This is a genomic window from Stanieria cyanosphaera PCC 7437 (genome assembly GCF_000317575.1).
Classification (GTDB): Bacteria; Cyanobacteriota; Cyanobacteriia; order Cyanobacteriales; family Xenococcaceae; genus Stanieria; species Stanieria cyanosphaera.
This window is the reverse complement of sequence record NC_019748.1, coordinates 3,986,807-4,009,993: the sequence shown is the minus strand read 5'-3', so window position 1 is coordinate 4,009,993 and position 23,187 is coordinate 3,986,807. Positions and strand designations below refer to the sequence as shown.

At 35.1% G+C, this 23,187-nt stretch carries 21 protein-coding genes; 14 read left to right on the top strand and 7 right to left on the bottom strand.

Annotation, left to right across the window (positions count from 1 at the left end; all coding sequences use genetic code 11):
* Positions 1-47: 47 nt before the first annotated feature.
* Complete coding sequence (locus STA7437_RS17450; RefSeq protein ID WP_015194712.1) at positions 48-1,277, bottom strand: response regulator; 1,230 nt, start codon at positions 1,275-1,277, stop codon at positions 48-50.
* A 379-nt stretch (positions 1,278-1,656) separates the two neighbouring features.
* On the opposite strand from STA7437_RS17450, the gene hmpF reads away from it, so the two are divergent.
* The 3 genes from hmpF (at position 1,657) to STA7437_RS17435 (ending at position 6,984) form a co-directional block, all read left to right on the top strand.
* Positions 1,657-3,393 (top strand): pilus motility taxis protein HmpF, encoded by a 1,737-nt coding sequence (gene hmpF / locus STA7437_RS17445; RefSeq protein ID WP_015194711.1) that lies wholly within the window; start codon positions 1,657-1,659, stop codon positions 3,391-3,393.
* Between the two features lie 115 nt (positions 3,394-3,508).
* Positions 3,509-5,308 (top strand): proline--tRNA ligase, encoded by a 1,800-nt coding sequence (locus tag STA7437_RS17440; protein ID WP_015194710.1) that lies wholly within the window; start codon positions 3,509-3,511, stop codon positions 5,306-5,308.
* A gap of 185 nt (positions 5,309-5,493) precedes the next feature.
* The gene (locus STA7437_RS17435; RefSeq protein ID WP_015194709.1) at positions 5,494-6,984 is read left to right on the top strand and encodes a hypothetical protein; all 1,491 of its coding nucleotides are present in this window, start codon (positions 5,494-5,496) and stop codon (positions 6,982-6,984) included.
* A 108-nt stretch (positions 6,985-7,092) separates the two neighbouring features.
* Here the strand turns inward: STA7437_RS17435 and STA7437_RS17430 are convergent, their stop codons facing one another.
* Positions 7,093-7,977, bottom strand: coding sequence for a TetR/AcrR family transcriptional regulator (locus tag STA7437_RS17430; protein WP_015194708.1), 885 nt, complete (start codon positions 7,975-7,977; stop codon positions 7,093-7,095).
* A 156-nt stretch (positions 7,978-8,133) separates the two neighbouring features.
* Between STA7437_RS17430 and STA7437_RS25015 the strand changes: the two genes are divergently transcribed.
* Together STA7437_RS25015 and STA7437_RS17420 are read left to right on the top strand one after the other, a co-directional pair.
* Positions 8,134-8,589 carry a hypothetical protein gene (locus tag STA7437_RS25015; protein WP_150109088.1) on the top strand — a complete coding sequence of 152 codons (456 nt, stop codon included), beginning with the start codon at positions 8,134-8,136 and terminating at the stop codon, positions 8,587-8,589.
* A 51-nt stretch (positions 8,590-8,640) separates the two neighbouring features.
* Positions 8,641-9,606, top strand: a complete 966-nt coding sequence (locus tag STA7437_RS17420; protein WP_015194706.1) for a Rieske 2Fe-2S domain-containing protein — start codon at positions 8,641-8,643, stop codon at positions 9,604-9,606.
* A 58-nt stretch (positions 9,607-9,664) separates the two neighbouring features.
* On the opposite strand, the gene STA7437_RS17415 is transcribed toward STA7437_RS17420, so the two are convergent.
* Both STA7437_RS17415 and STA7437_RS17410 read right to left on the bottom strand, forming a co-directional pair.
* Positions 9,665-10,261 (bottom strand): 50S ribosomal protein L25/general stress protein Ctc, encoded by a 597-nt coding sequence (locus STA7437_RS17415; RefSeq protein ID WP_015194705.1) that lies wholly within the window; start codon positions 10,259-10,261, stop codon positions 9,665-9,667.
* A 113-nt stretch (positions 10,262-10,374) separates the two neighbouring features.
* The gene (locus STA7437_RS17410; protein ID WP_015194704.1) at positions 10,375-11,712 is read right to left on the bottom strand and encodes an adenylosuccinate synthase; all 1,338 of its coding nucleotides are present in this window, start codon (positions 11,710-11,712) and stop codon (positions 10,375-10,377) included.
* A gap of 267 nt (positions 11,713-11,979) precedes the next feature.
* Here STA7437_RS17410 and STA7437_RS17405 point away from each other — a divergent pair, with 267 nt between their 5' ends.
* On the top strand, positions 11,980-12,171 hold the full coding sequence (locus STA7437_RS17405) for a hypothetical protein (RefSeq protein ID WP_015194703.1): 192 nt from the start codon (positions 11,980-11,982) through the stop codon (positions 12,169-12,171).
* Between the two features lie 140 nt (positions 12,172-12,311).
* On the opposite strand, the gene STA7437_RS17400 is transcribed toward STA7437_RS17405, so the two are convergent.
* From STA7437_RS17400 to STA7437_RS17390, 3 genes are all read right to left on the bottom strand, one after another.
* Positions 12,312-12,599: a hypothetical protein gene (locus STA7437_RS17400; RefSeq protein WP_015194702.1), complete on the bottom strand. Its 288-nt coding sequence runs from the start codon at positions 12,597-12,599 to the stop codon at positions 12,312-12,314.
* Positions 12,600-12,709: 110 nt separating this feature from the next.
* Positions 12,710-13,360, bottom strand: coding sequence for a uracil phosphoribosyltransferase (upp, locus tag STA7437_RS17395; protein WP_015194701.1), 651 nt, complete (start codon positions 13,358-13,360; stop codon positions 12,710-12,712).
* 313 nt (positions 13,361-13,673) lie between these two features.
* Complete coding sequence (locus STA7437_RS17390) at positions 13,674-15,905, bottom strand: GumC family protein (RefSeq protein ID WP_015194700.1); 2,232 nt, start codon at positions 15,903-15,905, stop codon at positions 13,674-13,676.
* Between the two features lie 178 nt (positions 15,906-16,083).
* On the opposite strand from STA7437_RS17390, the gene STA7437_RS17385 reads away from it, so the two are divergent.
* The 8 genes from STA7437_RS17385 (at position 16,084) to def (ending at position 23,183) form a co-directional block, all read left to right on the top strand.
* Positions 16,084-16,920, top strand: coding sequence for a sirohydrochlorin chelatase (locus STA7437_RS17385; protein WP_015194699.1), 837 nt, complete (start codon positions 16,084-16,086; stop codon positions 16,918-16,920).
* The gene (cobA, locus tag STA7437_RS17380) at positions 16,917-17,714 is read left to right on the top strand and encodes a uroporphyrinogen-III C-methyltransferase (protein ID WP_015194698.1); all 798 of its coding nucleotides are present in this window, start codon (positions 16,917-16,919) and stop codon (positions 17,712-17,714) included. The genes STA7437_RS17385 and cobA overlap by 4 nt, the downstream gene beginning before the upstream one ends.
* 128 nt (positions 17,715-17,842) lie before the next feature.
* A complete protein-coding gene (locus STA7437_RS17375) occupies positions 17,843-18,040 on the top strand; it encodes a hypothetical protein (RefSeq protein WP_015194697.1) in 198 nt (65 codons plus the stop codon).
* Positions 18,041-18,185: 145 nt separating this feature from the next.
* Positions 18,186-18,674 carry a photosystem II cytochrome c-550 gene (psbV, locus tag STA7437_RS17370; protein WP_015194696.1) on the top strand — a complete coding sequence of 163 codons (489 nt, stop codon included), beginning with the start codon at positions 18,186-18,188 and terminating at the stop codon, positions 18,672-18,674.
* 155 nt (positions 18,675-18,829) lie between these two features.
* Complete coding sequence (locus tag STA7437_RS17365; protein ID WP_015194695.1) at positions 18,830-19,939, top strand: S-(hydroxymethyl)glutathione dehydrogenase/class III alcohol dehydrogenase; 1,110 nt, start codon at positions 18,830-18,832, stop codon at positions 19,937-19,939.
* 192 nt (positions 19,940-20,131) lie between these two features.
* Positions 20,132-21,016 carry an oxygen-dependent tRNA uridine(34) hydroxylase TrhO gene (gene trhO, locus STA7437_RS17360; RefSeq protein WP_015194694.1) on the top strand — a complete coding sequence of 295 codons (885 nt, stop codon included), beginning with the start codon at positions 20,132-20,134 and terminating at the stop codon, positions 21,014-21,016.
* A gap of 178 nt (positions 21,017-21,194) precedes the next feature.
* Positions 21,195-22,187: a hypothetical protein gene (locus STA7437_RS17355; RefSeq protein WP_015194693.1), complete on the top strand. Its 993-nt coding sequence runs from the start codon at positions 21,195-21,197 to the stop codon at positions 22,185-22,187.
* Positions 22,188-22,619: 432 nt separating this feature from the next.
* On the top strand, positions 22,620-23,183 hold the full coding sequence (gene def, locus STA7437_RS17350; protein WP_015194692.1) for a peptide deformylase: 564 nt from the start codon (positions 22,620-22,622) through the stop codon (positions 23,181-23,183).
* The last annotated feature ends 4 nt before the right edge of the window (positions 23,184-23,187 follow it).

The following is a 23,187-nucleotide window of genomic DNA, read 5'->3' as shown; positions in this document are numbered from 1 at the left end:
ATAATTTAGCTCTAGCTAATAACTTGATTTATTTTGAGTTAGCAACATCAACTGATTAAATGTAATTGTTTCTCTTTTGTACCCTTTATATGTTTTTCTAATAAAATCAATAACTCATCATTTATAAACGGTTTAATAAGATAATCTCCAGTACACACTAATTTTGCTTTTTCTAAATCTAGACAATCTTCACACTCAGCTACTAAAATGATTGGAATTTGCCTGCTTATCTGAGAATTTTGTAGCATACTACACAATTCATATCCCGTAATTTGAGGCAGATCAACGTTACACAGAATCGCGTCAGGCTGAGTTTTTAAAATTAGACTTAATGCCTCTATCGAATCCTGAACTACTGTTAATTTATAATTCCTCTGCTTCAGAATATACTCTACATTCTTACCATTCGTCACGTCATTATCAATATAAATAATGTGTGATGTTTGTTGGTTATTATTAATAGATTTTTTTAAATAATCTTGCGAATCCTCAGCTAACAACTTAATCCAACTTTTTGTCAGATAAGGATAAACTGTTTTAGCTAAAGCGACCACAGAACAGTTTAATTGTCTTGATGCTTGCAGTAAAGAAGTTTTGTGTTGAATCCAATTGCTTACTGTTTGATAAGTCTTAGCAGCTAATTTTTTTTTAAGTTGCTCTTGATGACAATTGCTAAAATATTGAGTTTCTGAGTGGATATACGGAGTTAATTTATACCAATATTGCAATTCTTTTAATACTTCATTCATTAATACTTCTGGATTAAATTCAAAATAATTATTTAAGTGAATTTGACTAGATTGAAAAAAGAACTTACCTTGAGATAATTTTAAAATCTGAAATAAACTTTCTCTTAAAATATTTTTTAAAATTTTTTGAGCTTTGAGAGGGGAAATGATTTTTTTTTGGAGCAAATAGAATAAATACCTATATTCTAAATAATCCCCAGACAAGTCTGAAATTGCATCTAAATAATTAAGTATTTTTTCTGATAAGTTGAAATGAAGATAATCTTTGAGTTGTAAAAGAGCATTTTCTTGACTATTGGCAGCATAAAAAATTTTTCCATCTTTAAAAAAGATTAACCATGTCTGTAGTTGAGATGGACAAGATGAAAAATAAGATTTTGAAGGAAGATAGCTATAACTACTAGTAGCAGTTTGATTAATGGGAAAGGGAGAAGTTCTCGTTTCCACAAACAGTGTGCCTGTTTGCTGATTCAATTCCAGAAATTTAATGAGACTAGAAAAACTTATATCTTGTAAGTCACCTTGCATCTTGTTTTTTGCTCAAATTATATAAATGAAGTTTAATTGAAGATTTTTACGCTCAAGTCATCAACTTGATAACATTTCAAAATAACCTTGGCAAGTGTTTATTCAGCTAGTTATGCTGGTTATATTAAATAAGCCAAAATATTTTTCTTACTGGGTTAATCAAACTAGAAAAGAAAAGCTATGATGAACAGTTATTTATTAGCTCTGCTCAAATAGGCAAACTAAATTATATTGATAAATGTTTACAATAATATGCCAATGTATCGTTTTATAAGAAAAAATCTTAAAAATATCAATAAAACCGAAACAAAATCTTGAAATAAATTTATTTATCGAGTTTTTCTAAGTAAAGATAGTAACAATCAAGAGGATTCCAAGAGTGCTATATCTGGCAGAAGTACAGAAGCAGAAAATAGGATTTATGGGCGGTTCTGAGACAAAACTCAAACTGTTAGCTTGTCAACACAATGATCAAAGTTGGAGTATTGTACCTGGAAACGAGTTAATTAATGCAGAAGAAGCGAATAGTTTTGGTGAAGGAGCTTTAATAGTAGTTAATTTAGGGACAAATCGCCAATTACAAGGAAATCTTGAATCAGCTTCTAAGCGAATTGTGAGTATTTTACAAGGTTTTTCTCGTCTTTTAGAAAAAACTAAAAATCAAGAAGAGGAAATCGAACAATGGAAAGAATCTTTAACAATTCAAAGTGAAGAGTTAAGCCGTAGAGAAATTGAGATGGAAACTCGGCTTGAACAGCTTGAGTTGATGGAGCAAGAGTATCAAAAGCTAGAGCAGCAGCGTCAGGAAATTAATATTCTTCGAGAAGAATCTGAAAAAATTAGAATTGAATTTGAAACCAAAAGTCAAGAATTAGAGGGTGCTTGGGCTCATTTAAGAGGAGAAAAATTACGTTTAGAAGAACAAATTCAACAAGCTTTTATTCTCGATGAACAACAAACCGTCAAAATCCAAACACTGATTGATTCTTTGTCTTCAGCAATCATTCCAATCGAATTACTGCAAGAACAGTTAGGTCTTGCTTTTACTGCGGTTAATCATCAACAAGAATATTTTGATCGACATTGGCAACAACTAGAACAACATAAAAATAGTTTTAATCAACAACAAATAGAAGTTGGTCACTATGAAGCTCAATTGAATCAAATTGAAGCAGAAATGAATTCTTTATTAACTTCTGTAGAAGAAGCTAAAATTCGCTTAGAAATTGAACAAAAATGTTTAGAAAGTAAACATGAACAAATTAAAATTTTAAGTTGGCAACAACAAAGTCAAGAAGAATTACAAGAGCAAATTAGTCGCTTAGGTATAGAATCAGGAGAGGTTGATTTAAATCAAAAAATTGATATTGAAGCTTTAGAAAATATGCACTTGGGAAAATTAGAAGAAATTGTTAGTAATTTACAAAATGATCTTGAAAAAGTAGCAAGATTTGTCAATGAGCAAGAAGAAGAATTGGGTTGGCAATATCAAGCTGTTGAAGAATTAGAAGAAAAAATTAAAACAGCTAGTGAATTTGAACGCTTGGCTTTAGAACAAGAATTAGCTGAAGAAAAAGAGGCTAAAAGAATGCTTGATGAAACTTTATTTGGTCAACGACGTTCAATGCGAGAAAGACATGAATTTTTACTTCAACATTTAAGAGTTTTGAAACGCCGTCAAGGATTGGTTGATTTAGAATCTGGGTTTGATAGTATTAATTTTGAACCAATTAAACAATCTTTAAGCAAACAGCAAATACAAGTCCAAGAAAAAATCCAAAAAATCGAACAAGAAATTGACCAAATTAAACAAAATATTTTTCAATTTAAGCATAATTTAGAACAACAAAGTTCTCAGTATCAAGTAAAAGTAGAGGAAGTACAAAATAAACGTGCAGATTTTCAACAGGCACAGATTTTTTTAGCTCAACTACAAGCAAAACTTAATTTTTACGAAGAAAACCTTCAACCAGAGCAAGATACTTTAAATGATATTCGTCACAAATTAGAAGTTATTGAAGAATTGATGGTCAATTCTCGAGATAATGGTAATATTCAACATCAAGCAATTATCGAAATGCAAGGAATGATTGAAGGGTTAAAAGTTGCTTCTTAATGTTCAGTTAATTAGTTAAGAGCGGTTTTTAGGTTGAGATAAAAATAAACCGACAACTAACTAGCTCCTACTGATGAGATAATAAATCCTTCGGTGATCGACAACAGGAGCAACCATGCGATTGTCTCAAATGTTATTCATGACGCTACGGGAAGAACCAGCAGAGGCAGAAATCCCTAGTCATAAACTTTTATTACGTGCAGGTTATATTCGCCGAATTGGTAGTGGTATCTATGCCTATTTACCTTTGATGTGGCGAGTTTTAAAAAAAGTATCTCAAATTGTTCGAGAAGAAATGGACGCTACTGGAGCGCAGGAATGTCTTTTGCCTCAACTTCAACCAGCTTCATTGTGGCAAGAATCTGGGCGTTGGGATACTTATACTAAAGCGGAAGGGATTATGTTTTCCCTGATTGATCGACAAAATCGAGAAATGGGTTTAGGCCCTACTCATGAAGAGGTAATTACTGCGGTTGCGAGAGAAATGATTCGTTCTTATCGTCAGTTGCCTCTAAATTTATATCAGATTCAAACTAAATTTCGCGATGAAATTCGTCCTCGTTTTGGTTTGATGCGGGGAAGAGAATTTATTATGAAAGATGCTTATTCCTTTCATACTGATGAAGAAAGCCTGAAACAAACTTATCAAGATATGGATCAAGCCTATCGCAATATTTTAAGACGTTGTGGTTTGGCTTTTCGTCCTGTGGAAGCAGATTCTGGAGCAATTGGTGGTTCTGGTTCGCAAGAGTTTATGGTGTTGGCGGAAGCTGGTGAGGATGAAATTCTTTACACTGAAGATGGACAGTATGCTGCCAATGTGGAAAAAGCGATTTCTCTTCCTCTGGAGGTTGAAGTTTCTCCTTTTACTGATTACAAAAAAGTAGCAACACCTGGAACAGAAACGATCGCGCTTTTATCTCAACATCTCAAGTGTTCTCCTACAGTCATAGTTAAAAATGTGCTTTATGAAGCTGTTTATGACAATGGCATGAGTGTTTTAGTTTTGATTAGCATTCGGGGCGATCAAGATGTTAATGAGGTGAAGTTACAAAATGAATTAGTTAAACTTGCTGCTCAATATAATGCCAAAACAATTTTGGCTCTAAGTGTGCCTGATGCAAATGCTCAAACAAAATGGGCATCTCAACCTTTACCTTTGGGTTATCTTGCACCTGATTTAGGAGATAGTTATATCAGTCCTCATAAAAATGTTGCTCCTCAATTTCTTCGTTTGGTAGACCAAACCGTAGTAGAGTTGAAGAATTTTGTTACTGGTGCTAATGAGGTTGGTTATCATGTGGTGGGTGCGAATTGGGGTGAACAATTTACTCTACCTCGGTTAATTGTCGATATTAGAACAGCTAAACAAGGCGATCGCGCTAGTCACGCTCCTAGTCAAATTCTCAAAAGTGCTAGAGGTATTGAAGTAGGGCATATTTTTCAGTTAGGTTCAAAATACTCTCAAGCGATGGGTGCTACCTATACTAGCGAACAGGGTGAAGAAATTCCTTTATTCATGGGTTGTTATGGCATTGGTGTTTCCCGATTAGCTCAAGCTGCTGTCGAACAATCCTACGACAAAGATGGAATTATTTGGCCAGTAGCGATCGCGCCGTACCAAGTAATTGTTATTATTCCTAATACTTCTGCTCACAATCAAGTCCAGGCAGCCGAACAATTGTATCAGCATTTAAATCAGGCTGGTATCGAAACTATCTTAGATGACCGTTCAGAAAGAGCAGGAGTGAAGTTTAAGGATGCAGATTTAATTGGTATTCCTTATCGTATCGTTACAGGGCGATCTCTAGAGCAAGGAAAGGTAGAAATAGTTGAACGAAAGACCAAAAAATCGACAGAAGTTCTATTGGAGAAGGTAGTTGATACTTTAAAGGAATGGCTTAATTCGGTTTAGATCGGTTATCAATGGTAGAGGCGTCATGAAGTCTTTCAACGTTTGCTAAAAAGCTCAATAAAAATTAGTAATTGAAAATCTTGAAGAGGGGCGATGTCCCCTCTTTTTGAAAATTTAATCAGTTTCTGTGAAGACTTCTATTGTGAAAACAACGCTTCTACCTCAAACCAATTGATGTTTTATTGATGAATCTGAACCGACAAGAAATATTTATTGCTTCTACAGCAACAACTGCATTTTTGGTTAGTGTAGTGCTGGTTATTTTTAGTAGTCTTCTAACCAGTTTAATTGGTGCAGTATTGATTGTGGCTTTAGCGATCGCTTATCGTTATCCTCGTCAAGGTTTATGGTTATTTTTAATTTATTTACCCTTTACAGGTACAGTTAGCTATTCCTTTGCCTCAATTTATCGAGCAGTTGGTGGTTATGTGACATATTCTGGCGATTATGCCTTATTTCATTTAGCTAAAGACGCTTTATACTTTCCTGCGCTAATCGCAATTGTGCTATCTAGTCAAAGATTAAAGCAACTACGAAATCAAGCTAAACCTTTATTGATTGCCTTGAGCTTACTTTTAGCAGTATGTCTTCTGACGTTATTGTTGGTCAATTTACCCCAACAACTATCAGCTTTACCTAAAGAAAAACCCTTATTAATGGGCATCATTGGTTTAAAAATTTTGATTGGTTATGTTCCTTTACTTGTTTGTGGTTATTATTTAATTCGCGATCGCCAGGATTTGCAATTTTTACTACGTCTTCAAATCATTCTGGCTTTGATTTGTAGTGGTTTAGGTTTAATTCAATACTTTTTATTAGTTAAAGGTATTTGTCTGGGTAATACTCATTTAATCGAACCAGCAGCAACAAGAGCTACTTTACAAGCAAGATGTTTTGTGGGTGGTTCTTTACTTTATAATCCTGCCAAACAATTAATCAGTTTACCAGGAACTTTTGTCGCACCTTGGCAATGGACATGGTTTTTAATCTCAAGTAGTTTCTTTACTACTGCTGCTACTGTAGGAGAATCCTCTTTAAGGTGGCGAATCATTAGTTTTTTTTCGGCACTAATGGTTTTGATAGCAGCAATTATTTCTGGTCAAACTACAGCAATTATACTTGTTCCTTTTATTTTTTTTATTTTATTATTAATCACAGAAACACAAACCAAACGACTCGCTCTTAAATTAGGAATAGCCATTTTCCTTGGTATTTTAATTGCCAACACTACTGGGGTATTTGGTACAGTTTGGTCAAGTGCGATCGCACGATGGAACTATTCTCCACCACAAGAGTTTGTGATTAATCAATTTAATTGGATTCTCCAAGAAGGAGTTAAATTACTAGGAAATGGTTTAGGTAAAGCTGCGAGTGCTGCTAGACGTTTAGGAGAGATTAAACTAATTGAAACCTTTTACCCTAGATTACTTTATGAAATTGGTTGGGTAGGCACTCTAACTTTTTTAGTAGCTGTTACTGTGACCACAGTTTTTACCTTTCAAGCTTATCGTTCAATCAAAGAATTATCGTTAAAACGGATTAGTATTTGTCTTTGGATATTGATACTTTTAATCAGTTACAACACCTATTACTATCCGCTAATTATTGAACCTGTAGCAATCTACTATTGGTTTTTTGCAGGTGTATTGTTAAAGTTACCAAACATAGAAACCTGAAATCAATATTTTACCAATTATTAAACAGTGCGATCGCTTCAAACCTTTAATTTAGATGTTTTAGTTATAGTCTGATTTTGAAGTGACAAAAAAAATTGTCATTAGTTGTCACAAATTTGCTAATTCGTAATTGAGACGATAACGACGTAAATCCGTGTTGCCTATATAAATAAGTAATTTTTGTTCTACCATAGCTTTTAAATCTCGTTGTAGAGTACGTCGAGATACATTGGGAAACATTGCCTCGCAGCTTTGAATAGTTATTTCTGAGTAATTAGCAGCAGATTTTAAAATTAAAGTTTGACGGGAGTTAAGTCGATACGTTTTGGCAAGTTGTTCTAATGGCTTAATCGAATTATGATTAATGATGTCATCATCAAACTCTGCTTTTAAATAAGCTTTCATCAAGGCTTCAATTTCTTGAAAAATTTCCTGCTGATGGGATTTGCTACTACGAATTGCTAGCAAAATTAATGTATTCACACTATGAACACAAACTTCTGCTAATAATTTACTTCTTTGATCTGTTAAACCAGGATTACGAGCTTTGAACAGCTTTGCCATAAATTGAATTGCTTCTTGGGTAAAACTAGCATCAATATTTTTAAAAATAGTAGGAGATGTAAAAAACTGTGCAAAAACAATTCTGGAAGTTGGTTGCTCAAATAATCTTTGAAATTGGCTAGTAATAATCTGAATAAAATCAGCAAATGGCAATTGAATGATTTCGGGACGAAGTAGTTGATCCCAAATAACGTAAACGCGTTCAATATGACGTAATTCTAAAGCATTAAAAATTGCTAACTTATCGGGAAAAAATTGATAGAGTGTCCCTACTGCCGTATTTGCTCTGAGTGCGATCGCATGAGTAGTAGCAGCTTCAAAACCTATCTCATCAAAGACTATGGCTGCTGCATCTAAAATTTTCTCCACACGCTCTTGACTACGCTGTTGTTGGGGTTGACGACGGAAAGGATTCTTTTTGGAAGTCATCTTGCCAAATATGAATGAAACGTCATATATTTGGATCGCTCAATTATTATCTTCAAAAGATTTATTTTTCATTAGTCTTTAAACTTGCGACATTATTGATTTTACTTGTCGCGAGAAAACTTAGTGTTTAAATTGATAGCTTTAGAAAAGTGTTATATGAACACGCAGTCTTCAATGTTAGGAAATCGAGCGATCGTTATTGGTGGCAGCATTACGGGACTATTAACATCTCGAATTTTAACCAATTACTTTAAACAAGTAACGATAATCGAACGCGATCGCTTCCCCGAACAACCCGAACCTCGCCAAAGAATTCCTCAATCTACCCAACTTCATATTTTACTGACACGGGGTCGTCAGATTATGGAAGAACTTTTTCCTGGGTTACAAAGTGTTAAAGGTATTACTAAAGCTCCTAGTATTACCGAAAAGTTTATTGCTTGGTATATGGAGCAAGTAATTCGCTTAACCACAACTGCCAAAAATTCTCAAACTACTCTTGTTTTAACTGAAGTATTTCATATGTTGAAATCGGTGAGAACATTGTTTCACCTTCGTATTGTCTTGCAGGTATTAAAACAAATGCTCGCTCAACGATTACGCTCTGCATAGCTTTTTTGTAATTTAATTTCTTTTAATTATTGAATTTTAGAGGAATCAATTATGTCTATGTTAGAAGGTGCGCCTTGGCTACTAGCGCATAAATCAATGCTACAAATAAATAAACCCCAAAAAATTTCTCTTTATGGCAAAGATTATGTAATTTGGCAAGATAAAACGGGACAAGTTAACGCTTTACCTAATGTCTGTCCTCACATGGGAGCGATGCTATCTGAGGGATGGTGCAAAACTCAAAGCGATGGAACGAGTACGGTAGTGTGTCCATTTCATGCGTTAGAATTTGATGCTCGTGGTTGCACTATCTTACCAGGAACAGATAAAAAAACTTTACCCCAGATGCAGCCTTTAAAATTAATTATTAAAGACAATTTTATTTGGTCTTATGGGGACTACGAACCCAAAATCCCCATACCCGATATTTTAGAAAAAATTGCCCAAAAATATGAATTTATCGGCTATACGGCAGATACCAGTGTCGAAACAGACTTGCGATCGATGTTATTAATTATGCACGATTACAATCATCAAAATGGTACGCATCGAGATTTATTTGAGATTACCGAAGTAAGATTTGAGAAATTTATCGACAATGGTTATCATTCCGAAGCTTTTTTTAATACTCCTACTGCACCAAAAACATTTTGGCAAAAGCTCAAACAACCCAACCAATTTTTACTTCCTGACGTAATTAAAGCTCATTTAGAAAATTACTTTCCTTCTTTAGTGATTTTTCACGGTAGTAGTCCTTTTGGTAGGATAGCCCAATGTCATATTTTTGTTCCAGAATCTTTAACTAAAACTCGAACTTATATATTATTGTTTGGCGAAACAAACAACCCCTTAGCTAAAGTATTAAAAAATCAATTTCTAGGTCTAAGTAAAACTGTTGTTGAGCAAGACACAAATATTTTAAATAAGATATATGCTGATGCACCACACAAAATTAAGTTAAACAATGAAATAGGAATGGATTGGGTTAAACGTAATTTTGAGACTTGGAATGGTTAAATCGAATCAAAAAGGGACTGAATTAGTCCCTACTTAAAAAGTAAATCAAACCAATTTTTTATGCTTCTACAGCAGCTTCTTCTTCCGCAGTAGGTTCAGCTTTAGCAGGAGGAACTATAGCGACAACAATACGATCAGATTCATCTAAAGCAGTTACGCCTTCGGAAAGAATGACATCACCTACAGTGAGATTACTGCCAATCTCAAACTGAGAAATATTAATTTCAATCGATTCGGGAATATTTTCAGCAGTACAACTGATATTCAACTCAGTCATCATTTGTTCAAGAATACCGCCTTGTTTGATACCAGCAGCTTCACCAACAATTTTGATGGGAACAACTAATTCTAAAGTACCATGAGCAGCAACAGAGAAAAAACTTAGATGATGAAGTGTTTTTTTCCAAGGATGAACTTGCACTTCTCTAATTAAAGCCTTACCATTCCAAGGAAGTTCAGGAATACTTAGGTCAACCAAAGTGTTATTGACCGCTGCATTTTTTAATAAAGTCTGCGCATCTTTGGCATCTATAGTGAGAGAAACAGATTCAGTTCCATTGTGTCCATATAATGCAGCAGGAATAAAACCTTCGCGACGTAAAGCATTTGGTTTGCTTCCTTCTGGTCTTTTTTGACATTCAACTGTAATTGACATATTTTTTTACCCAAAATTAATCACTAAAAAATTAACCAATAAAGTTTTTAAGAATTAAGATTGTTGATGATTTCAAACAACTCTAAACTCTTGCTTCATTTGCCAGTAAGTATTTAAGTAATAGTCACTGGAGTCCCATTAGCATCTAGTAAAGCGCGTTTAGGGCCGTGAATTGGATCTTCTACTATAATTGTTTGGTCACGACTAGCACCAAGAGAAACGATCGCAATCGGGACTTCCATCAACTCAGCTAAAAATTTTAGATAATCTAATGCTTGTTGAGGCAGATCTTCTAAAGTCCGACAATGAGTAGTTGATTGTTTCCAACCTGGTACAGTTTTATAAATCGGTTTGCAATGAGCAAATAAGCTGGCATTGGTCGGAAAATGAGCGCAAGTAGTACCGTCAATTTCGTAAGCAACACAAACTTTGATTTCGTCAAGCTCATCGAGAACATCCAACTTCGTAATTGCTAAACAGTCTAGACCATTAATCCGAACGGCATAACGACCAATTACAGCATCAAACCAACCACAACGACGACGACGACCTGTAGTTGTGCCAAATTCAGCACCGCGATCGCATAATAATTGTCCAATTGCACCATTTAACTCTGTTGGAAAAGGCCCTTCTCCTACTCTTGTAGTATAGGCTTTAGCTACACCAATAACTCGATCAATAATGGTAGGACCTACTCCTGCACCAACACAAGCACCTCCTGCGATGGGATTGGAAGAGGTAACATAAGGATAAGTTCCATGATCTAAATCTAATAAAGTTCCTTGTGCGCCTTCAAACAAAATATTTTTGCGTTTTTGCACTGCTTCATAGATTTTGAGAGAACTATCTATAATAAAAGGACGAAGCCGTTCGGCATATTGAAGATATTCAATAATTACTTCATCTGGATTTAAAGGTGGTATATTATACAGTCTTTCTAAAATGACATTTTTATAATTGATTGTCCATTCCAATTGTCGTCGCAGTTGGTCTGGATTAATTAAGTCTAAAACTCGAATTCCTGTACGTTCTGATTTATCAGCATAAGTAGGACCAATGCCTCTTCCTGTTGTACCAATCCGATATTCTCCTCTGCGCTCTTCCGATGCACAATCAATCAAACGATGATAAGGCATGGTTACATGAGCAGTTTGAGAAATAAACAGATTGTCAAAGGAAACTCCTAGAGCTTGCAACTGATCCATTTCAGCGATCAACACTTGCGGGTCAATTACTGTCCCCGAACCGATGATACATTCTGTCTTAGGGTATAAAATGCCAGAGGGAATCAGATGTAGTTTGAAGGTTTGTCCTTGAACTACAACTGTGTGTCCAGCATTGACACCTCCTTGAGAACGTACTACGACATCTGCTGAACGACTTAATAAATCGGTTATTTTTCCTTTTCCTTCGTCACCCCATTGGGCTCCGATTACTATAACATTAGCCAAGGGTTTTATTTAAGCTAAAGTTTACACAAACTATTATTATCATCATTTTTGCTGAACGCTGTCAACTTTTCTGGAGCGGTTTTTTGTCAGTACAGAAAAAGGGAAACCAGCTTGAGTAATAAAGATTAATCCAAATAATTATCTGTTTTGGTTTTAAAAAATACCACCATTAATTAAATAAGTAGCTAGAATGGTAGTCAAAGAGTTTAGACTAGCTAATCTTCTTTGTTATTTACGAAATCGAATTCAGTTAAAAAAAATTATTTTATGGATGCTAGCGAGCGAGCGCCTAATAACTCTGAATCTCCTCATCACAGATGGGCGGGGATATTAGGTACAGTTGTTGCTGTTATGACCCTGATCTTACCTTTGTTGGTGATTGCTTATTACTCTCCTTTTAGTAGTAATGCCGAACCTTTACCAGAACAAATACGTGCGTTACCAAATACGGAGACTTAAGCATTAGCATTGAAGCAAACTTAAATAATAAACCTGATAGATTTCTATGACCTAGCAGCTAACTCATCCCAGAATTTAACCAGGCTGAATTGAATAATAGCAATAATGTCAAACAAATTTAATTTAGTTGACTGATGCTGTTATTCTTCAGAAAAGTTACCATTAACTGCTCCTAATTGATGGCGTACATCATCAATTGCCAAATTTAATTGAGCAATTTTATCTTCTAGACTACGCCGAGATTGTTCGATGCTTTCTTCAGTGGTAAATTTGGGTTGTTTACTTCCTGCCAAAACATCTTTTTCTCCTGAAGCTCTTTGAAAATTTTCACTACGAGAAGCTAACAAAGTGCCAAGTACACCACCAAGCGCACCACCAACAATTGCCCCCAAAAGAAAACCGCCACCGAAATTATCTTTTTGACTCATAATTTTTGCTCACCTCTTTGTTTGCGCAGATTCAATAGTTTTGTTGTGTAAGTAATTAAAATAACGAAACTCTTCAACTTTTATTTTTAGAATAGCTTTATTTAGTTCAGTTAAGTTCCAAAAGCGCGATCGCCTGCATCTCCTAAACCAGGGACAATATAACCACGATTATTCAGACCTTCATCAATAATAGCGGTATAAATATTCAGACTGGGATAATGTTCACTTAATTTTTTTAAAGCTGGTGGCGCAGCTACTACAGAAACAATTCTAACCAGAGTAGGATCTATACCGCGTTGGGTTAAAATTTCCATTGCCATCATAATTGAACCGCCAGTAGCTAACATTGGTTCAAGAATTAAGATTCTAGTCTGAGGATGAAATTTTTGCGGTAATTTGTTGAGATAGCAACTTGGTTCAAGAGTTTCTTCGTTACGAACTAAACCTAAATGATAAGTTGAAGCAATTGGTAGAATATGTTGTACTCCATCAAGTAATGCTAAACCTGCACGCAGAATCGGTACAACTCCAATTGGTACTTCTGGATCGATCAAAGTTCCATCTGCTTGAGCTAAAGGAGTTTGTAGCGTTGTTGGCATCGTTGGTAACCAAGTGCGGGTTGCCTCATAACTTAACCAACGTCCTAATTCAGTCATCGCAGTTTTAAACAACACAGAGGGAGTTCCAGCATCACGAGCAACAGCTAACCAATGCTTAATTAAAGGGTGTTCGGGAACGTAAACTCGCAATTGTAAAGTCATAAAGGCGATCGCTATAAGTTAAGAGGCAAAATCGAGCTAACTTAGTCTTAGTTGACTAGCATAGCTTCGACACAAACAACTCACGGTGGCGAATCGAATTTGCCACCCGTGTCCTCCTGATCATAGCCTGTTTAGAGGTCTTCAGTATACTGTACAAGTTCGGTTGTAAACAGAGTTTTAAATTAAAATCTTACTTTAAAAGAAACTACCAATAAATAATAATGAGAAGAATTTCGGCAAGATTCCTGCTTTTTTTCTTCTCATTACTCAACTTCAACTTTTTTAGTTAAATGCCAATAATTATCTAATCTAGTTAGACTCTAGCTTGACTGTGGTTATTATTGACCGCATTATTTTGCTTGCTTTGGCTAGGGAAATAACCTTTCGCGTATTTAGCGTAGTAAGAATAACGGTCAAATTCTTTGGAGTTAATGCCATTAATTACCATGCCTAAAACTTTTTTGTTGCTGTTAGCTAAAGTTTCTTGGGCAAGTTCTGCACTTTCGTGTTCGACTACTCCTGGACGACTAATAAATACAATACCATCGACTAATTTACTGAGAGTAAGAACGTCAGCAGTTACTGGTAAAGGTGGGGCATCAATTAGAATTAAATCGTATTTGTGTCTTGATTGATTAATTAATTCACTCATAGCTTCTGAATCTAATAAAGCAAGAGGATTAGATTGAACTTCTCCTGCCGTCAATAAGTCTAATTGCTCTAAGGGTCTGGATACAGCTAAACTAAGAGGTTTTTGAGCGGAAATAACATCTTTCAAACCAACAAAATTATCTAAATTCCACAGATGATGCTGAGAAGGTTTTCTTAAATCTCCATCAATTAATAATACTCGCTTGCCTAATTGTGCGATCGCAGTAGCTAAGTTTGCCGAAACCGTAGATTTACCTTCTTCTGGTACAGAACTAGTTACTAAAATTACTTGGGGCGGATGTTCAAGGCTCATAAACTTTAAATTTGCCTGAATCATGCGATAAACTTCGCTGGCAAAAGAATCGGGCTGTTTGTGGACAATAATGCCTTGATTATCTTCAGCCTCGTGTTTTGGCACTAAACCTAAGACATTGTAGCCAAATTTATTTTTGATTTCTGCCACAGTTTTCAGGCTGCGGTCTTGCATTTCTACTAAAATAACCGACAAGTTAGATAACAATAATCCTAGTAAGATACCCACAAGCATGAACGCGATTCTGCCTGAGCTACCTTTTTCTGGTAATTTAGCTAACTCAATAATCTGAGCGTTACCATTTTGTTGATTTTCAGCTAGTTGTACTTCTTGTAAACTGGTGAGTAAGGTTTCGTAGGTAGTTTGTGCTGCTTTAACTTTACGAATTAAATCTTTTTCTTTTTGTTCTAAACTAGGTAATTTTTGAGCGCGTTCTAGATAGCTTTGTTGAGTTTGATATAAAGAAGATAATTGTCTTTGTTGATTAATTTTATCTATTTCTAAAGTAATAAATTTTTCTAATTGATTTTCTTTGAGACCATCATTGTTAAATAAACCTTCTGAAATTTCTACTCCTTGACCAACATTTTGACTGATTAAATTTTTTAATTCTTGATTTAGAGAAGCTTTCTTTTCTTCTAAACTCTTGATGCTGGGATGATTATCTAAAAAACGCTGTCTTTCTTTGGCTAATTCTGATTCTACAGTCGCCATTTCTTTTAATAAACCGTCAACTACTGGAGAAGCTCCTAATTGATTAGCTGCGATCGCTTGATTAAGATTTAAATTAAGTTGACTTTGTAGGGCTTCTGATTGAGCCATTGTTCCCTGTAATTGGGCTGCTACGTTAGCTATTTCACTATTAAGGTTAGCCATTTGTACCACAGTACTTTCTGCTTCCCTGGTCAAATTAACAACTTGGTTTGATTCTTTAAAGTTGCGTAATTCCGATTCAGCTTGACTAACCTGAGATTCTATTTGTGGTAATTGTTTATTAATAAATTCACGCGCAGAAGCTGGTTCAGATTGATTAGCTCTAATTTGTTCGTTGATGTATGTATTCATTAATGTATTGACCACATCGGCAGCAACTTTGGGATTCGGATGAGCATAAGTAATTTCAACAACATCACTTCCACCAACGAGTTCAATATTTAATTTTTTTTCAAAATCTTTTGGTTTAATTGGTTTACCTTGATCGTCTTGTAATTTAAGTTTATCGATAGTTTGTTGGATCACGGGAGTAGAAGTAATCACCTCAATTTGAGTACTTAAAGGACTCTGATTGACTAACAGAGGTTTTAATTCTCCGACATTTTCTCCTACTCCTGTTAAAGAAGCAGTAGAATTTTGTTTAAAGAGTAATTTTCCTTGGGCTTGATAGGTTTTTTGTAATAATAAACTTAACGCAGTAGTGACACCAGCAGTCAGCAAAAATACAGCTAGAGCTAATTTCCAGCGTCGACGTAATTTAATTAAATATCCACTTATATTTACATCAATTGCTTCCCTTGAGGCTGATGATACTTCCGAGGGATAATTGTAATTATTGGAGTTGTTGGCTGGATAATTATTTGTCATAGTTATGAGTTTGTTTTACTAAGATTATTTTATGTATTTTTTCTGACCTATTTTTTCTATTATGTTCGTATTTTTACGGTAAGAAAGCAAGATATATCATTAGCTACAAAACTGTAAATTTATTGAGATATACTTTTTGAGATATGATAATCGTTTCTTCCTCAAAGTTAAATAACTTTTGAATACTATTTCCTGGCATCGGTCTTATTTATTAATAGCTCATGGTAGTCGCGACCATCGGCAGCATTTAGCATTGACTAAACTCACTGATTTATTACGTCAGCAATTAACTACTAATGCTATCTTAGATCGAGGAAAATACTTAGGGACTAATTCAGTAATAACACGGAAGCAAAAAATTGTTATTTTAGAAAGGCAGAAATTGCCTCTGGTTGATTATGCTTGTTTAGAATTTTCTCCTTTATCTTTGGCGGAAAGTATTGTTAATTTTGCTCGACGTTCCCAGCAGTTAGGGTATCGACAAGTAATGCTTTTGCCTTTGTTTTTGCTACCAGGAATTCACGTCACTGTCGATTTACCTACTCAAGTTAATCAAGCTCAACAGATTTTAAATGGACAGATTAGTTTAAACTTGTGTTCTTATCTCGGTAGTTATGTCAAAATGTTCGAGCTTTTGCGTCACAAATTTGACGGGGTTGACCGTTACAAATTTAATTCCCAAGCAAGAGATGGCAAAATTTTACTAGCTCATGGTAGTCGTCTGCAAAAAGGCAATCAACCTTGTCAAATCTTGGCAGAGCGATTACAAGCAACGGTTGCTTATTGGTCTAGTTCACCAAATCTAGCGGAAAGTGTCGCGACATTAGTTGAGCAGGGTAAACAAAACCTGGTGATCTTACCCTATTTTTTGTTTCCAGGGAAAATAACCGATGCGATCGCAACTCAAGTAGAGCAATTACAACAAGATTTTCCTGGGGTAAATTTGATTCTCGACCAACCTTTAGGAGCAACTGTAGAACTAGCTAATTTAATCCTGGAAGGAGCAGTACAATGAATCAGCCACAATCACAATCTTATCCAGGTAAAGTTTATCTTGTTGGGGCAGGACCAGGCGATCCTGGTTTAATGACAATTAAAGGCAAAACTCTCCTGGAAAATGCTGAAGTAGTCATTTATGACGCATTAGTAAGTCCTGCAATTTTGGCAATGATTAACCCCAAAGCTGAAAAAATTAATGCAGGTAAACGGCGGGGTCGTCATTCTAAACTACAAGCAGAAACAACTCAGCTTCTAATTACTAAAGCGCAAGAATATGCGGTCGTGGTCAGACTTAAAGGCGGAGATCCTTTTGTGTTCGGACGTGGTGGCGAAGAGATGGCAGATTTAATTCAAGCTGGAATACCAGTAGAAGTAGTGCCAGGTATTACGGCAGGTATCGCTGCTCCTGCTTATGCAGGAATTCCTGTTACTCATCGAGGGTATAGTTCTTCGGTAACTTTTGTAACAGGACATGAAATGACAGGAAAATATCGTCCACACGTCAACTGGAAAGCGATCGCACTTGGCTCAGAAACCATTGTAATTTATATGGGAGTTCACAACCTAAGTAATATCATTGTTGAGTTATTAGCAGGAGGGCTATCGCTCCACACGCCAATTGCTTTAATTCGGTGGGGAACTCGACCAGAACAAGAAGAATTGATTGGAACTCTAGAGACAATTGTTGAACAAGTCAAAAAGACAGGATTTGAAGCTCCAGCGATCGCAGTTATTGGTAGGGTAGTTAATCTTCACTCAGAATTAGCTGTTAGCGTTCCTGCTGTAAATCAGACAGTCAAAGAAATTTAATCGCTCCAACTAAATTTAACAAAAAGATTTAATTTCCCAATTTTCTGCAATTGGGTCGGTTGAATGGCATGATATTTATGATGACGGATTAATTAATCCTAATTATTCAACAGATCACAATCATTAATATGGGTTTTGCAGACTTATCAATTGCGGACATAGCAGCAGAATATCATCTCCCTGTAGAGAAAGTATTTCATTTATGCGATCGGTTTAAAATTGCCTACAAAAACCAACATACTTGTCTAGCATTAGAAGATGCTAAGGCTGTTATTTCCGAAATTTTAGCGAGTAAACCCAAAAACCTAAATGATCAAGATAGTTAGCAACTATCTGTGTCTTTGGTTTAATCGATCAAGCAGATCTGTAGATTTTAATTACAGGGGTATAAATCAATCCTATTGGTATATTTCAAGAGGCGACAACCTCTCACAAAATCCAATAATTAAGACAAAGTTTTTGAGGAGAAACATGTTGAAGCGATTATTTTTAGTTGCTGTAGTTACTATTTTCTTTGTGTTTCAATCTATTAGTAGTGCAACTGCGGTGGAATTAGACGATGCTATTCGTACCGTCAGATTAAATGAAGCAGGAGATGAAGTTACTCTCTCTCTTCAAGAAGTGAAACGAGGACAACGTATCTTTGTTGATAGTTGTAGCTACTGTCATAAATCGGGAACAACCAAAACTAATCCTAATGTGGGACTAGGACTTAACGCTCTAGCTAATGCCGAACCTCCTAAAGATAATATTGAGGGAATAGTAGAATATTTGAAAAATCCCACTACCTATGACGGGGAAACTAATATTTATGAATTACATCCCAATACTACTCGCTCAGATCTCTATCCCATGATGAGAAATCTCACCGATGAAGATCTAAAAGCAGTAGCTGGTCACATTTTGATTCAACCCAAAATTCGTGGCACTATGTGGGGTGGCGGTAAAGTTTACAACTAACACACAATTCAACTATCAAGTTGTTAATTGGGAATTTGGTCAAATTTGGGCTAAGTTCCCAATTATTTTTTTAGTGATATTAAAGCCAACCAAAGCAGAAACGATATTAATAAAAATATATAGTAATATAATCTAGGAATATTTGAATATTCATTATGGATGTTAAAGCAGCAGTAGCCTTAGAAGTTGGTAAACCCCTTGCCATTGAAACTGTTCAGTTAGAACCACCAAAAGCTGGAGAAGTTTTAGTTGAAATTAAAGCTACTGGTGTTTGTCACACCGATGCCTATACCCTTTCAGGGGCAGATCCAGAAGGAATATTTCCCTCGATTTTGGGACACGAAGGAGCAGGAGTATTAGTTGAAGTAGGGGAAGGTGTTAAAAGTGTTGCCCCAGGAGATCACGTTATTCCTCTTTATACTCCCGAATGTCGTCAATGTGCTTATTGTTTAAGTATGAAAACGAATCTCTGTCAGGCAATTCGAGCAACTCAGGGACAAGGAGTCATGCCCGATGGAACAAGTCGCTTTAGCCTCGACGGGCAAAAACTTTTTCACTACATGGGAACTTCTACTTTTTCTAACTATACAGTTTTACCAGAAATTGCAGTCGCTAAGATTCGTTCAGATGCTCCTTTTGATAAAGTTTGTTTGATTGGTTGTGGCGTAACTACTGGCATTGGGGCAGTCGTAAATACGGCTAAAGTTGAACCTGGTGCAAATGTAGTTGTATTTGGTTTGGGTGGCATTGGTTTAAATGTGATTCAAGGGGCAAAGATGGTAGGTGCTAGTAAAATTATTGGCGTAGATCTCAATCCTGCCAAGCGTGCCTTAGCAGAAAAATACGGCATGACTCATTTTGTCAATCCTCAAGAAATAGAAGGAGATTTAGTTGCTCATTTAGTAGAGTTAACTGATGGTGGTGCTGATTATAGTTTTGAATGTATTGGCAATGTTAAAGTGATGCGTCAAGCTTTAGAATGCTGTCATAAAGGTTGGGGTGTTTCTGTCATTATAGGAGTAGCAGGTGCAGGAGAAGAAATTAGTACTCGTCCTTTTCAGTTAGTAACAGGAAGAGTCTGGAAAGGTAGTGCTTTTGGCGGTGCTAGAGGACGTACTGACGTACCCACAATTGTTGACTGGTATATGGAAGGGAAAATTAATCTTGATGATTTAGTAACTCATGTAATGCCAATAGATAAAATTAATGATGCATTTGATTTGATGCACAAAGGTGAGTCTATTCGTAGTGTAATTACTTTTTAATTTGTGATTCAATCAAACTAACTATTCAATTAACAAAAAACACTACCAACCGCTCAATCTATCTGGGTTTATCAGTGTAAAGGCTGTCGACAAACAATCAATAATTAATAATTATACTAAAAGCTCGACATTTCTTTCTGACGTGACAATTAACCTATAATTTATTATCAATTAAAATTATTAGCAACAAAAATGACTATAGTTATTGCTACATTTTATAAATTTGTTTCTCTTGAAAATTTAGCAGAAAGAAGGCAATCTTTAGGAGAATTTTGTCAAAAACATGATCTAAAAGGAACTATTCTTTTAGCTACCGAAGGCATTAATGGCACAATTGCAGGTAGTAGAGAAAATATTGATTGCGTTTTAGCTTATCTTCGTAGCGAGCCTAATTTTGCCGACTTAGAACACAAAGAATCTTATAGTGAAGTATTTCCTTTTGAACGACTGAAAATAAAAATCAAATCAGAAATTGTCACTTTTGGTATATCTGAAGTAGCTCCTAGTCAAAAAGTAGGAACATATGTTACTCCTCAAGAATGGAATACAATTATTTCAGATACTGAAGTAGTCGTAATTGATACTAGAAACGATTATGAAGTAGAAATAGGCTCTTTTAAGCGAGCTAATAATCCTCAAACGCAATCTTTTCGAGAATTTCCCGAATATGTAGCTAAAAATCTTGATCCTCAAAAACATCAAAAAGTAGCTATGTTTTGTACAGGGGGAATTCGTTGTGAAAAAGCTTCATCTTATTTGCTTTCCCAAGGATTTCAAGAAGTCTTTCACCTCAAAGGTGGCATACTGAAATATTTAGAAGAAATTCCTGCTGAAGAAAGTTTATGGGAAGGAGAATGTTTTGTTTTTGACGAACGAGTTACAGTTAAACAAGGATTAGAAGCAGGAAGTTACGATCTTTGTTATGCTTGTGGACATCCTATTTCAGAATTAGATAAAACTTCTCCTTATTATGAACCTATTGTTTCTTGTCCTCATTGCTACGACAAATTAACTCCAGAAAAAAAAGCTCGTCAGCTAGAGAAACAAAGGCAAAGACAACAATCTTTAAATAAATAGAAATTAAGTTTTTTGTTTTTAGATTAGTTTTAGTATGTGGAACGTAACATTTTAGAAACAAAGCTCTAAGAAAATTAGATTCTGGTGTTAGGATAACGAACGATTTTGTATTCCAACAATTAATAAGCTGGCTGGCAAGGATTAGATTTACTCTAATGTTTGAAAAGCTATTATAATCATGGAAAAAATCTATTTTTACGCTCCTACTGAAAATAAAAAAAAATTATTACAAAGTAATTATAAGGATTCTTGGGAAGGAGAACACAGTAATTTTACAGCTTGGATAGCACAAACTTATTTTCACTTAAAAAACGCAGGAGTTTCTTGTGAAATTACTAATACTATTGACCGACAAGGAATAGTAATAGCAGATAGAGATACATTAGGTGACAATGCTCAGTTTTTAACTAATACTATGTTGATTTGTGCCAAGAGCGATCGCGAATATCATCCTTCAGCACATATTCACGTAGTTCATAATCCTCAAGATTATCAATTGAATTACAATTCTGTTTGGAAGCCTTACTATATAGCTCATTGGCCAATACCTAATCTTATTCCTCGAAATCAAGAACGTAAATTTACAGTAGAAAACGTTGCTTATATAGGTAGTAGAAGTCAATTAGCTCAAGAACTAAAATCTCAGTATTGGATTGAATCTTTATCTAGTTTAGGTTGTAAATGGCTGCCAATTTTTGAAGTTAATCAATGGAACGATTATACAAAGCTTGATGTTATTGTTGCAGCGAGAAGTTTTAGGAATAATCAATATATTAATAAAGGATTTATTAAATTACTAAATTGTTGGCACGCGGGAGTACCAGGAATTTTAACTCCAGAATCATCATTTGTAGCAGTTAGAAAAAGTGAGCTAGATTTTCTTTCGATCAATTCTATTGATGAGGCAATTGCAGCAGTTAGACGCTTAAAGACGGATAGTGATTTTTACTGTCAAATGCTTAATAATTATCAAAAACGTAAACAAGAAGTTACTACTGAAAAGGTTCTTAGTCAATGGATATTTTTCTTTAAAAATATTGTTACTGAATATTATCAACAGTGGCTATTGATTCCTAGCTATCAAAAAAAATACTTGTTTATGCAAAAACTACTTAGCCTAAAGTCAAGTAGAATTAAACAACGTTTACACACATTTTCCGTAATAAAATAACAGTAGAATGACAGAAAATTTGGAAATTATTTCTTATGATATGGAATATAATAAGCTAAAAATTCTATCTTAGAGGAAATTCATGGAGAATATCTTTAATTACTAATTTTGTAGCTCTCAAAACCAATACTTGAAAGTATTAGAGGATTTTATCTGGGTGAAAGTTATGGAGAAGCGATCGCATCTGAAATAGCTATTTTCAATTTAATCGATAACTCATCTCTTAAATCTCGAACAATACTCAATTATTCGCCTCACTTGATCGGGAAAATTATAAATTTTTATGGTTGTAAATAATTATCAATCAAATTATTTTTTTTAAATAATTTTAGTATTTTCGCTATGATAGATGAATTATTTGTTGACTTCCTAATCATCGGTGAAGTAACGATAAAATTAAGTTAGGTAAAAATATTTATTATCAAGAGATTCATGACTACCTTAGTCACAGTAGAAAAGAAAAAGTTAAAGCAACCACCTTTAGAAATTCACTATTTAGGCGATCGCGTTTTGCGTCAGCCAGCTAAACGGATTGCAAAAGTAGACGACAGCATCCGTCAATTGATTAAAGAAATGCTGCAAACTATGTATAGTGCCGATGGCATTGGTTTGGCAGCACCCCAAGTAGGTGTTAATAAGCAGTTAATTGTGATTGACTGCGAACTTGATAATCCTGATCATCCACCTTTAGTTTTGATTAATCCCAAAATTACTCGTTTTAGTAGTCAAGAGTGTATTACTGAAGAAGGTTGTCTGAGTATTCCTGGTGTATATTTAGAAGTAACTAGACCGGAAGCGGTAGAAGTATCTTTTAAAGATGAACAAGGTAAACCTCGTAAACTACAAGCTTCTGGTTTACTCGCCCGTGCCATTCAACACGAAATGGATCACCTCAATGGAGTGATGTTTGTTGATCGGGTAGAAAATGAAATTGCTTTAACCGAAGAATTGAAAAAGAAAGGTTTTGCTGTAAGTGCCGTTAAACCAGTTAAATAATAAT